The sequence below is a fragment of the Chryseobacterium sp. AC405b genome (assembly GCF_979258685.1).
In genome coordinates this window covers 1,204,866-1,217,567 of record NZ_OZ409877.1, presented here as the reverse complement: position 1 = coordinate 1,217,567, position 12,702 = coordinate 1,204,866, and the positions used below count along the sequence as shown (strand labels likewise).

Below are 12,702 nucleotides of genomic sequence, written 5' to 3'. Positions count from 1 at the left end.
AATTACATAAACAAAAAAAAGATATGAGTAACAGAATATTATTAGTAGAAGACGACCAGAGTTTCGGAGCCGTGTTAAAAGATTACCTTTCAATCAATAATTTTGAAGTGACTTTAGCGGTGGATGGCGAACAGGGTCTTAAGGAATTTACAGAAAACGAATTTGATATCTGTATTTTCGATGTGATGATGCCAAAAAAAGATGGTTTCTCTTTGGCAGAAGACGTTAAAAAAATTGATAAAAACACACCTATCATATTTCTTACTGCAAGAAACATGAGAGAAGATATATTAAAAGGTTACCAATTGGGAGCTGATGATTATATCACAAAACCATTTGATACTGAATTACTTTTATACAAAATCAAAGCGATTCTGCAGAGAAGCTCAACTTTAGAAAATGAAGAGCAGGAGCAGTTCAAAATCAGCAATATTTTCTTTGATTCTATGTTGAGACAGTTGAGAGTTGGTGATAATGAATACAAACTTTCACCTAAAGAAAACGAGCTTTTAAAATTATTGTGTCTTCACAGAAACGACTTTATGCCAAGAGATCTTGCATTAAGAAAAATCTGGAAAAAAGAAAACTACTTTACAGCAAGAAGTATGGACGTTTATATTGCTAAATTGAGAAAACTCCTCAAAGACGATGATGGTTTGGAAATCATCAATGTACACGGAGAAGGGTTCAGACTTTTGGTTAAAAACTAAAACGAACGTTAAAATACCAACATAATACAGAAATTAGCAAAGCATTCGGAAATGTTTTGCTAATTTTGTTGTGTACGATTAATTTTTAATATGATTTCGTTTTGAGATTCATATTTCATTAACAAAATTTACACATGAAAAATATATTTTTAGGCTTTATCACTGCTGGGATTTTAGTTATTTCTTGCAAAAAAGATGAAAAACCCACTTACATCAAAGACGAAGCCGGAACCCAGCAACCTGCCACTGCTGTAAATAATGCACCCCAAACTTCATTATTGAATCAGGCTGGAATTCAAACAGCTGCGCCAAATGCTCAATCTGTCGCAACTGCTCCCGGAATGAATCCTCCACACGGACAACCTGGGCATAAGTGTGAAATTCCTGTCGGACAACCATTAAACGGAGCTGGCGGAACAGTACAGACAGCCAATCCTTCAACACAAAATATCACTGTGAACGGGAATAATCAGCCAGTTCAGATTGATCCCAATGCAGTAAGTCCGGGAAAAATAATGATTGATCAAAACGGAAAACAGGTAAAAACTGCTCCGGGAATGAACCCTCCACATGGACAGCCTGGTCACAGATGCGATATTCCGGTTGGTCAGGCATTGAACAGCAAACCAGCACCTGCATCTCAGCCTTCAGCGCAAACAAACCAGATACAAGCGCCACAGCCTGCACCAGCACAAGCAGTAGCCAATAATACATGAACCAAAACCTAAACTAAATCCTGCGCATGGTGAGCCTTGGCATGATTGCGCTAAAAAAGTTGGTGACGCACTATAATTTTTTTCGTAAGTTTGCATCGTGAAGTACATTCAGGTTTTATTGATTATCTTTTGTTTAGGAATTTTCTTGATTCCTAAAGATAATTTTTATGCCCAGGCTTCACAGGAAAACTGTTGCAAAACAGAATCAAAGACTGATCCTTGTTGCAATAAAGATCATAGCAGCCATGATAAAAAAGATGGTCAATCTTCTTGTAATGACGATTGTTGTTCTTTTTGCATGACTTGTCACACTTTCGTTGAAAACCTTTCTGGCAAAACGATGTTTTTCAATTATTCTCCATTCAAATCTGAGAAAAAATTAGAATTTCAATATTCTGACCCTTACATTTCAAATAATTTAAAAGACATTTGGCAACCGCCAAAATTAGCTTAATTATATTCGGATTATTCATTAAATGTTAATGAATCGTTTTTTAATTAAACTAAATTTTAAACACATGAAATCATATACTACCAAGGTAATCCTTGGCCTATTTCTATTATTTACACAATTCATCTTTGCTCAAACCCTCAATAAAAACCAGTTTCAGGTAAAAGGAAATTGTGAAATGTGCAAAGAGAGAATCGAATCAACAGCATTAAAAGCTGGCGCAACAGCAGCACGATATTCCATTGACACACAGACTCTTACTTTAGAAACGTCCGGAAATATTTCTTCGGAAGATATTCTCAAAAAAGTAGCAGAAGCCGGACATGACAATGAAAAATTTAAAGCATCAGACGATACTTATAACAAGCTTCCGAGTTGCTGTCATTACGAAAGAGAAGTTCCTGCTGCAAAAATCGCACCAACAGAAAATCATAACCACACGAAAGGTGAGAATGAATTTTTCGTGAAAGGAAACTGTGAATCTTGCAAAGCCAGAATAGAAAAAGCAGCTAAATCTGCCGGAGCAAAATCAGCAGAATGGAATGCAGAAAAACAAACCGTAGTCTTAGATTTTGACTCATCTAAAACTTCATCTGATAAAATTCTCAAAAAAATCGCTGATGTAGGTCACGACAATGAAATGTACAAAACAACAGATGAAGTATATAAAAACCTTCCTGGTTGTTGTTTGTACGACAGAGAGATCCCGATGGGTGCAGCCAATCCTAAAGTGCACGCCGATGAAAACCAAGACCATAAAGAAACTGATAAGCATAACCACTCACCTGATGAGAACTCTGAAAGTATTAAAAGTAACAACGAGAAAAACATTGAAGAGGTACAACTAACAGCTTCAAAATCAGGAACTTATATCAATAAAAAAGAAGCAGGCCTGGTTTTTAATATTGATAAAAAAGAATTATTAAAAGCAGCTTGTTGTAATTTATCTGAAAGTTTCGAAACCAATGCAACCGTAGATGTTTCATTCAGCAATGCGGTAACAGGAACAAAGCAGCTGAAAATGTTGGGCTTAGATCAAAAATACACCAGCTTAACGAAAGAACTTCTCCCTGAAATTAGAGGTCTGGCCTCAGCTTACGGTTTAAATTTCATTCCCGGAAGATGGATTGAAAGTATTCAGTTGACAAAAGGCGGTAGCACTGTAACCAGTGGGTACGAAAGCATTACCGGACAAATCAATACAGAGCTCATCAAACATTCTGAAAAATCTGAAACTTCTTTAAATTTATTTTCAGATTTTAATGGGAGAGCTGAAGCCAATATTACGCATGTAGAACCCATCAACGATCATTGGACGCAAACTTTTCTGCTTCATGGCAACGGAACGTTTGGTGATACAGACATGAATGAAGATACTTTCCTGGACAGACCAAAAGGAACTCAGTTGAATGCAGCCTATTTATTGAATTTTAATGATTTAGAGCACTCAGGTTTTGGTTCGCATTTCGGGATTAATTTCGTGAAAGACGAAAGAACTGCCGGACAAATGGGTTTTGATAAAAAACTTTCACAAGATAAACAAGACGCTTACGGAGTAGGAATAGATATTTCAAGATTTCAGGTCTGGAACAAGACAGGATATGTTTTTAAAGGAAAACCTTATCAAAGTCTGGGTTGGATGAATCAGTATGTGTACCATCAGCAAGACAGCTTTTTTGGTTTGAGAAATTATTCAGGGCAACAGCACACGTATTATTCAAATTTAATTTTTGAAAGCATCATCGGAAATACCAATCATAAGTACAAAACCGGAGCAAGCTTTATGTACGATACCTATAACGAAGATTATTTGACTGATAATTTTAAAAGAAACGAAGTTGTTCCGGGGATTTTTGCAGAATATACATTAACAGGCTTAAAATATACTTTGGTTGCCGGTGCGAGAGCAGATTTCCATAATCTGGCAGGAACTCAGTTTACACCTAGAGTAAACTTTAAATATGATTTTACTCCGCAAACTATTTTAAGATTATCTGCAGGACGAGGTTTCAGAACAGCGTCTGTTTTTGCAGAAAATCAACAGTATTTTGCATCCAACAGAAATATCCAGATTCTCCAAAATAGTGGAGATATCTATGGCCTGAGACCGGAAATCGCTTGGAATTATGGAGCAAGTTTACAGCAGGAATTTAAGTTATTCGGAAGAAAATCTACTTTGATGGTTGATTTTTTCAGAACAGACTTCCAGGATCAGGTTTTGGTAGATTTAGACCGTTCACCTCAACAACTGACTTTTTATAATTTAGAAGGTAAATCTTTTGCAAACTCGTTCCAGACACAGTTTGATTTTACACCTTTCAAAAATTTTGAAGTAAGATTGGCTTATAAGTATTATGATGTACAGGCAGATTATATCGATGGCAGAAGAGAAATTCCTTTTATGGCTAAGCACAGAGGTTTTGTCAATTTAGCTTATGCAACCAATAAAAATACAAAAGGTGGATTCTGGAGCTTCGATACCACTTTAAATATGGTCGGGAAACAACGACTTCCCAACACGGCTAGCAATCCGTTAGAATTCCAAATTCCTACGTATTCGGAATCTTATGCGGTTGTCAATGCACAGATTTCAAGAAATTTCAATCAAAAAATAAGAGCTTATTTCGGAGGGGAAAACCTGACTTCTTATTATCAGAAAAATGCGATAGTAGATTTTAAAAATCCTTTCGGAAATTATTTTGATGGAGGAATGGTATATGCTCCGATCATGAAAGCCAATTTCTATTTGGGATTAGATGTGAGTTTCTAATTTGAGAACAATAGAATTTGTTTTTTAAATGAGTCAATTTTCAAATTTCATTATAAAATCAAAGCATGATGTCAATAATTTAATTTTATTGCGTCATGCTTTTTTGTATCTTTCAACTAAACAAAATGTATGGGTTTAGAAAGCTTATTTTTTGAAGACGATTATAAAAAATTTGGTTTCGAGCATTTTTCACAAGATAACTTTAAGAGTGTGGAACGTTTAAAATCACAGCCATACATCAAAGTTCTGTATTTGCCTGCAGGGTACGAACTGACAGTAGATTTTAATCATTTCAAAACAGATTCTCCGAGTTTGTTTTTCATCACTTACCAGCTTCTTGATATTAAAAAAGGAAATACTGACGAAGCTTCTCTCCTTTATTACAACAGAGATTTTTATTGCATTCAAATACATGACAAAGAAGTTGCATGTGACGGATTACTCTTTCACAATGTTTTTGAAAATCCTAAAGTTGAACTCAATGATTCTGAAAACAAAATTATTAAAAGTCTGTTTGAGAATATTAAAGACGAACTACAGTCTAAAGATTCTTCATCTGAAGAAATGATCAGGACTTATCTAAAACAAATCATCATCCGTGCTACAAGAAAGTGGAAAGCGCAAAACATAGAAACTGAAAGCCTAAAAATAAATCATCATGAATTGGATATTTTCAGAGATTTCAGTCGATATTTAGAAATTCATTACAGAGAAAAGCACCATGTATCAGATTATGCTGAAATGTTGCATATTGCTCCCAAAACACTGACTCATAAGTTTAAAAGCCTCAATCTGGACTCACCCAATCAATATATCATCAACAGAATTTTGCTGGAAGCAAAAAGGCTTCTCTTCTATACTGAAAAAACAGTGAAGGAAATTGGTTATGATCTGGGCTATGAAGATCCTGCATATTTCAACAGATTGTTCACCCAAAAAACCGGAAGTACACCTGTAAATTTCAAGAAAAATTATTCATCGGGAAAAAAGTACAACATTTAATGCCTTTAATCTATTTATTTGAGAACTTAGACTCCATATCTTTGTATCATCAAAAAACAATCAATATTTAACATTAAAAAATTCAAACATTATGAAACGTAACGCAACAGCCGTTTGGAACGGTACCGTAAAAGAAGGAAAAGGTCATTTAACGACTCAAAGCACAACGCTCAACCAAACTCAGTATTCTTTCAACAGCCGATTTGAAGATGGCGTAGGAACAAATCCTGAAGAATTATTAGCAGCAGCGCACGCAGGATGTTTTACAATGAAATTGAGTGCAGAACTATCTCAGGCTGGTTTTACACCTGAAGGACTAACAACAAAATCTGTCATCACTTTAGATCCAAGTGTTGGTAAAATAACAAAATCTGAATTGACTTTAACAGCAAAAATACCTGGAATTTCTGAGGAAGATTTTCAGAAGTATGCAAAAATTGCTGAAGAAGGTTGTCCGGTGAGTGCAGCTTTCAATTTTGAAATCACTTTAAATGCTACTTTGGCTTAATTTAAATTAGGTTACTGAAATATAAGTCTGAGAATTATGATCTCAGGCTTTATTTTTGAAATAAAATATACCGATTGGTATATTTTTTACTATATTTGCATAGTATCAGAGATAAAGATGTCTAAAGCAGATAAAACCAAACAGTTCATCATTGAGAAAACGGCAGCTTTGTTTAATAGCAAAGGCTACACAAGAACTTCACTTTCAGATATTTCTGAAGCAACCGGTTTAACGAAAGGAAGCATTTACGGTAATTTTGAAAACAGAGATGAATTGGCTCTTGAGGTTTACAAGTTCAATTCAGGTTTGCTTAGTAAAAATTTATCTAAATCTTTTGGAGAAGAATTTCCTTCTTCTCTGGATAAACTGAATGCTTTTGTTTCATTTTACAGAAAAAACTGGCATTTTGTCTTTGCAAACGGCGGATGTCCGATTATGAATGCGGCAACAGAATCTGATGACACTTTTCCGGATCTTAAAAAACAGGTTAAAATCTCTTTTGAGGTCTGGATGAAAAATATTTCCCTAATTATTTCAAAAGGTCAGAGCAGTGGAGAATTCAACCCGAAAATATCTCCGGAAGAATATGCATCACTTTTTATCATGCTTATCGAGGGAGGAATTCTTTTGTCTAAAACTACAGGTGACGAAATGCATTTAAATCTTGCCTTAGATAAAGTTTTATCAATGATTAATACCGAAATCAAAAAGATTCCATCTTAAAAAAATACTATGGATAAACTTGCAAAGCTCCAAACCTTCATCGGGAAGGAATTTACAGAATCGCCCTCTCCGTTTATGAGATGGCTCAACCCCGTAGTGGTTTTGGCTGATGAAGGGCACATCATATTTCAATATAAAGTAAGGACAGAATGGCTCAATCCTATGGGAAATCTTCATGGTGGTGTAACCGCAGCGATTATGGATGATATCATCGGAGCAACAATGTTTTCACTGAATGAAAAAAACTTTATTGTAACTGTAAATAATACCATCGATTATTTCTCCACAGCAAAAGAAAATGATCTTATTCTGGCAGAGGCAACAATTATCAAACATGGAAAGCAATTTATAAATGCACAATGCGAAATTTGGAATGCTGATAAAACCCGCCTGATTGCAAGAGGAACTTCTAATTTATTTAAAATCAACAATTAAACATAAAACTACCATTTACATTTGGCATGATTATGTTAAGTTTCAAGAAAGTATAAATCTCTATATGAACTCGCTAAAATTTGTTTTGATTCACAAATATCACTCAATAAGCGATAACATATAACCTTTAAAAAAGTATAAAATCTATATGAAAAGAGTTGTCATCACAGGAATGGGTGCAGTAACACCGTTAGGAAACACGGTCGAAGATTTCTGGCAAAACAGCATCAACGGAAAAAGCGGTGCAGATCTAATAAAACATTTTGATACAGAAAAATCTAAAGTACATTTCGCCTGCGAAGTCAAAAATTTTGACCCAAAAGTTCATCTCACGCACAACGAAATCAAAAGAAGTGATCTCTTTACACAATATGCAATGTACTCTTCTGCCGAAGCCATTCAGGATTCAGGACTGGATCTTGAAAAGATGGATCCGTTCGATACCGGAGTAATCTGGGGAACCGGTCAGGGCGGAATGTGGACATTTGAACATGAGGTAATGGAATTTGCGAAAGGTGACGGTACACCACGTTTCAACCCGTTTTTTGTTCCGAAATTTATTGCAAACATGGCATCAGGAATGATCTCTATGAAGTTTGGTCTTCAGGGGATTAACTATACCACCGTTTCTGCATGTGCAACCGGAAATACCGCCATCATGGATGCTTTCAATTACATCAGATTAGGAAAAGCAAAAGTGATTATCAGCGGAGGTTCTGAAGCAGCAATTACTCCGGCTTCAGTTGGCGGTTTTTCTATTATGAAGGCAATGTCTACAAGAAATGATGATTTTGCAACAGCAAGTCGCCCGTACGATGCCGACAGAGACGGTTTTGTAATGGGCGAAGGTGCAGGATCTTTAGTTCTTGAAGAATATGAACATGCAAAAGCTCGTGGGGCAAAAATTTACGCAGAACTAGTAGGAGCAGCAATGACTGCAGATGCTTACCATATGACAGCACCTCATCCCGAAGGAGCTGGAGCAATAAAAGCAATGCAGCTTGCTTTGGAAGAAGCGGGTGCAAATGCCGAAGATATTAATTATATTAATCCGCATGCAACTTCTACTCCACTTGGAGATTTGATTGAGCTGAATGCAATTACTAAAATTTTCAAAGGAAATACCAATCTTGACATCAGTGCAACAAAATCAATGACGGGTCATTTATTGGGAGCAGCAGGAGCAGCAGAAGCGATTCTTTCTATAAAAGCTATCCAGAACGGAATTATTCCGCCAACTATTAATATGCACAATATTGATGAGAGAATCCCGAGAGACATTAATATCGTTTTTAATGAAGCGAAAGAAAAAGAAATCAATTATGCTTTAAGCAATGCATTTGGTTTTGGTGGCCATAATGCAACTTTAGTATTTAAAAAGTTTAAATAAACATAAAAAAAGCTGTCTTCATTTATAAGACAGCTTTTTATTTTAGTTTAAGCTTTCAGCCATTCCGATGATGAAAGATAATTCTCATCCGGATAATAAATAAAAAGACAATTTTTTCCTTTTATTGTATTGATAATGGGCTCAGTCAGATTTCTGGGAAGCGCCGGACAACCCCAGCTTCTGCCGATTCTTTTATGCACCGCTGCAAATTCTTCACTTACATAGTCTGCACCGTGCATTACCACTGCTCTTCTGTATGCGGCATCATTGAATCCTTTATCCATTCCTAAAAGTTTCAGCGAATATCCATTGTCTCCATTATAAGTTGATTCAGTAATATAGAATCCCATGCTGCTTTGTAACGAACTTTCTGTGTTAGAAAAATTAGTTGCAAATTCTTCACCCGTATTCTTTCCATGAGCAACAAGTGAATTAAAAAGAATTTTTTTCTGTTCCGTATCAATTACCCAAAGTCTTTTTGTATTGGATGATAAAGAAAAATCACAAACTGTAAGCAAATGTGCGTCTTCACTTAGCTTTCCTGCTTTCTTAAGGTTTTCAAATCCTAATAATGCTTTAGCAAAAACGTCAAATTGTAGTTTATTGGTATTTTCGAATGATAACGACTGGTAAAGTTCTTCCGAAGAACTCACATTGTTTGTTTTTTTTGAAGATTCTGATTCAACTATAGTTTCTATTTTGTTTGTGTTTATCGTATTTCTGTTATTTTTTTCTTTGTTTGGAGAAAGATAAAATGATGTAGAAATCAAATACACAATGCCTAATACGCTATAAAATCCTTTCATTAAATACTATGTTAATTAAAATTGGTCGGACAAAATTATATAAACATAACAAGATAACAGTTAAAAACCGTGAAAGTTTAACTGAATTTAAGAAAGTTTAACGTAGTGATTATCTGATATTAAGCTTTTACTTTTTAGAATCAGGCACAAACTCCAAGCTTACAGAATTCATACAATAACGAGTTCCGGTAGGAGCAGGACCATCATTAAAAACGTGACCCAAATGAGAATCGCAACGTTTACAAACCACTTCAATTCTTTCCATACCATGCGAAGAATCTCTGTTGTAAGCAGTACCTTCTTTATCCGCTTCAAAAAAACTCGGCCATCCGCAAGTAGATGAAAACTTAGAATCTGAACGGAATAAATGATTGCCACAAACCGCACAATAATATTCTCCTAACTCGTCAAATTCATTGTATTTCCCGGTGAAAGGTCTTTCTGTGGCGGCTTCTCTGGCGATGGCATACAAATCCGGTGAAAGAATTTTTTTCCACTCATCATTAGAAACCTTTAGCTTTGTTCGGTCTGTTCTAGAATAATATGGATTATTTTTTGCTTCTGTATTTTCCATGGGAGTAGATTTAACGGGTTTATGAGTCTGCGAACACATCTGCAGAAAGGTTAATAATAATATGGGAATTAAAAATTTCATGATTGAATTAAAAACTGAAGATCAAATGCAAATTTTAATCCGAAATGAAGTTTGAATGACTTTTTTTGAATTCCAACTTCAAATTTACTAAATTTGAGACTATGAATGACGAACTAAAAAGAAAACAGCTCAATAAATATAAGGCTTTTGCTACAGGACTTTTTGTTTTAATGGCAGTTATTTTTGTAGTGACTACCATTCTCCAAAAAACTCACGAGTCGCATTGGATTGGCTACGTGCGAGCATTTTCAGAAGCTGCAATGGTTGGTGCTTTGGCAGACTGGTTTGCCGTGACAGCGCTGTTTCGTCATCCGCTGGGAATCCCTATTCCGCATACGAATCTGATTGAAAACAGTAAAGAAAAACTGGGTGATAATCTGGGCAGTTTTGTGGTTTCAAATTTTCTTTCGCCGAAAACAATTCGTCCCTACATTCAGAAAATTAAAATCTCAAATTTTGTCGGTGAATGGCTTACAAAAGAAAGAAATCAGGAAGTTTTGATAAAAAATCTTTCAGACATCGTTTTAGATATTTTAAATAAGCTGGATGATTCTGAAGTCACCCTTTTTATCAGCAAAAAAGTGAGCGAAATGACTGATGATATTCAATTAAATAAAATTTTAGGAAACGGAATCATCTATCTGTTAGACAAAAACGATCATCAGAAAATCGTCACCAATCTTTCAAAACAAATCAAAGAATATCTGATAGAAAATGACGCAATGATTCAGGATCGGGTAAAAAAAGGAAGCTATTCTTTTATTCCTTCGTTTGTCGATAATAAAATTGCTGAGAAAATTGCGAGCGGGCTTTCAGATTTCTTCCGGGAAGTTGAGGAAGATACCAATCACGAAATCAGAGACTTAATCACCAAAAAGATTTATGATTTTTCTAATGATTTAAAAGAAGATCCAAAATGGAATAATGAATTTAAAACCATTAAAAATGACTTTCTGAAAAATGACAAACTAGACGAATATTCGAACGACATTTGGCTTTCGATTAAAAAAACATTAAGTACAGAATTGCAGGAAGAAGAATCTTCGTTAAAGAAATACATCACAAAAAATCTGAATGAGTTTTCTCAAAATCTTAAAACCGATGAAAAACTTCAGAACAAAATCGATCACTGGGTGAGAGTTACCGCTTATAAATACATTCTCAAAAACACACATCAAGCAGGAAACCTCATCAGTTCAACGGTTGGAAATTGGGAAGGAAAACAACTCAGTGAAAAAATGGAACTGGAGGTAGGAAAAGATTTGCAGTTCATCCGTGTCAACGGAACTTTAGTCGGCGGTTTGGTGGGATTGATTATTTACACAATTTCCCACTTTTTTCTTTAATCTAAATCGTAAGCATAAAAAAGCAAAGCCTCACTGACTTTGCTTTTCAATATATTTTAATTAGAATTTTATCTCGCAATTCCGCTTGCTCTCGTCAAAAGTTCCTGATTAATATCGTTGATCAACTGTGGTCCGTTCATAAATAAACCCTGTATACAACTGAACTAAACTTGCGCCTGCATCCAGTTTTTCGATCGCATCTTTTGCCGAATGTATCCCGCCAACTCCGATGATAGGGAAAGCTCTGTTGCTTTTATCTGAAAGATATTTGATCATTTTTGTGCTTCTCTCACGAATAGGTTTTCCGCTCAGGCCGCCGTTTCCGATTTCTGCTAAAACTTCCGGTGAAGTTTTCAAACCTTCTCTGTTGACTGATGTGTTTGAAACCACGATTCCGTCAATTTTTGTTTCTGCAATTAGCTCTATAATTTCGTCTAATTGCTGGTTATTTAAATCCGGAGCTATTTTTAGGAGAACTGGTTTAGTATTTACTTTGGTTTTATTGATTTCTTTTACGGCTGTAATCAGTTCTCTCAGATATTCAACATCTTCAAGTTTTGCATGGCTTCCGACGTTGGGACAGCTTACATTCAAAACAAAATAATCTACGTAAGGATGCAGACCTTCGAAACAGTCGAGATAATCCTGAGTGTAATTTTCCGGTGTTGTATTGGTATTTTTTCCGATGTTTCCGCCGATGATGATTTTACCTTTGTTGCCCTTTAGTTTTTCAATTGCTGCTTCTAACCCTTCATTGTTAAAACCCATCCTGTTGATGATTCCGCCATCTTCAATTAACCGGAATAATCTTTTCTTAGGATTTCCTGCCTGTGCTTTTGGCGTTACGGTTCCTATTTCTACAAATCCGAAACCTAAATCTCCCAATTCGTTGAACAAAACCGCATTTTTATCAAAACCAGCGGCTAAACCAACCGGATTTTTGAATTTCAATCCGAAAACTTCTCTTTCAAGACGTTTGTCCTCAATAGGTTTCGGGAGAAATAATTGGGTAAGAAAACCAAAATTTTTAAGCATTGAAAAAGTAAAGTGGTGAACTTCTTCGGGATCAAAGTTGAAAAGAATGGGGCGTATGAGCGATTTATACATTAGAAAAAAGTTTTACAAAAATACCATTTTAAATTGAATGTTTTTTGACGAGTGATATTTTATTTAAATGAGATCATTTGTTT

Annotated in this window: 12 protein-coding genes and 1 pseudogene; 10 read left to right on the top strand and 3 right to left on the bottom strand. The window is 35.3% G+C overall.

The features are described from left to right. The first annotated feature begins 23 nt into the window (after positions 1 to 23). The 9 genes from ACZZZA_RS05885 (at position 24) to fabF (ending at position 8,705) form a co-directional block, all read left to right on the top strand. Positions 24 to 710 carry a response regulator transcription factor gene (locus ACZZZA_RS05885; protein ID WP_047443171.1) on the top strand — a complete coding sequence of 229 codons (687 nt, stop codon included), beginning with the start codon at positions 24 to 26 and terminating at the stop codon, positions 708 to 710. 134 nt (positions 711 to 844) lie between these two features. Further along, positions 845 to 1,426, top strand: a complete 582-nt coding sequence (locus ACZZZA_RS05880) for a hypothetical protein (RefSeq protein WP_463430258.1) — start codon at positions 845 to 847, stop codon at positions 1,424 to 1,426. Between the two features lie 97 nt (positions 1,427 to 1,523). Next, complete coding sequence (locus ACZZZA_RS05875; protein ID WP_463430257.1) at positions 1,524 to 1,880, top strand: hypothetical protein; 357 nt, start codon at positions 1,524 to 1,526, stop codon at positions 1,878 to 1,880. A 64-nt stretch (positions 1,881 to 1,944) separates the two neighbouring features. Further along, entirely contained in the window at positions 1,945 to 4,647 is a 2,703-nt protein-coding gene (locus tag ACZZZA_RS05870) for a TonB-dependent receptor domain-containing protein (protein WP_463430256.1), read from the top strand. Positions 4,648 to 4,776: 129 nt separating this feature from the next. Then, positions 4,777 to 5,649 carry a helix-turn-helix domain-containing protein gene (locus ACZZZA_RS05865; protein ID WP_463430255.1) on the top strand — a complete coding sequence of 291 codons (873 nt, stop codon included), beginning with the start codon at positions 4,777 to 4,779 and terminating at the stop codon, positions 5,647 to 5,649. Between the two features lie 91 nt (positions 5,650 to 5,740). Further along, positions 5,741 to 6,157, top strand: coding sequence for an OsmC family protein (locus tag ACZZZA_RS05860; protein ID WP_463430254.1), 417 nt, complete (start codon positions 5,741 to 5,743; stop codon positions 6,155 to 6,157). Between the two features lie 117 nt (positions 6,158 to 6,274). Then, positions 6,275 to 6,880, top strand: a complete 606-nt coding sequence (locus tag ACZZZA_RS05855; RefSeq protein WP_463430253.1) for a TetR/AcrR family transcriptional regulator — start codon at positions 6,275 to 6,277, stop codon at positions 6,878 to 6,880. 9 nt (positions 6,881 to 6,889) lie between these two features. After that, the gene (locus ACZZZA_RS05850) at positions 6,890 to 7,315 is read left to right on the top strand and encodes a PaaI family thioesterase (RefSeq protein ID WP_463430252.1); all 426 of its coding nucleotides are present in this window, start codon (positions 6,890 to 6,892) and stop codon (positions 7,313 to 7,315) included. Between the two features lie 148 nt (positions 7,316 to 7,463). Continuing rightward, positions 7,464 to 8,705 (top strand): beta-ketoacyl-ACP synthase II, encoded by a 1,242-nt coding sequence (fabF, locus tag ACZZZA_RS05845; RefSeq protein ID WP_463430251.1) that lies wholly within the window; start codon positions 7,464 to 7,466, stop codon positions 8,703 to 8,705. 47 nt (positions 8,706 to 8,752) lie between these two features. Here fabF and ACZZZA_RS05840 read toward each other — a convergent pair whose 3' ends face one another. Next, the gene (locus tag ACZZZA_RS05840) at positions 8,753 to 9,511 is read right to left on the bottom strand and encodes a murein L,D-transpeptidase catalytic domain family protein (protein ID WP_463430250.1); all 759 of its coding nucleotides are present in this window, start codon (positions 9,509 to 9,511) and stop codon (positions 8,753 to 8,755) included. 127 nt (positions 9,512 to 9,638) lie between these two features. Then, a complete protein-coding gene (msrB, locus tag ACZZZA_RS05835; protein WP_463433744.1) occupies positions 9,639 to 10,124 on the bottom strand; it encodes a peptide-methionine (R)-S-oxide reductase MsrB in 486 nt (161 codons plus the stop codon). Positions 10,125 to 10,267: 143 nt separating this feature from the next. Here msrB and ACZZZA_RS05830 point away from each other — a divergent pair, with 143 nt between their 5' ends. Continuing rightward, positions 10,268 to 11,512, top strand: coding sequence for a DUF445 domain-containing protein (locus ACZZZA_RS05830; protein ID WP_463430249.1), 1,245 nt, complete (start codon positions 10,268 to 10,270; stop codon positions 11,510 to 11,512). A gap of 68 nt (positions 11,513 to 11,580) precedes the next feature. Here ACZZZA_RS05830 and ACZZZA_RS05825 read toward each other — a convergent pair. Then, positions 11,581 to 12,619 (bottom strand): annotated as a pseudogene (locus ACZZZA_RS05825) (quinone-dependent dihydroorotate dehydrogenase). Between the last annotated feature and the right edge of the window lie 83 nt (positions 12,620 to 12,702).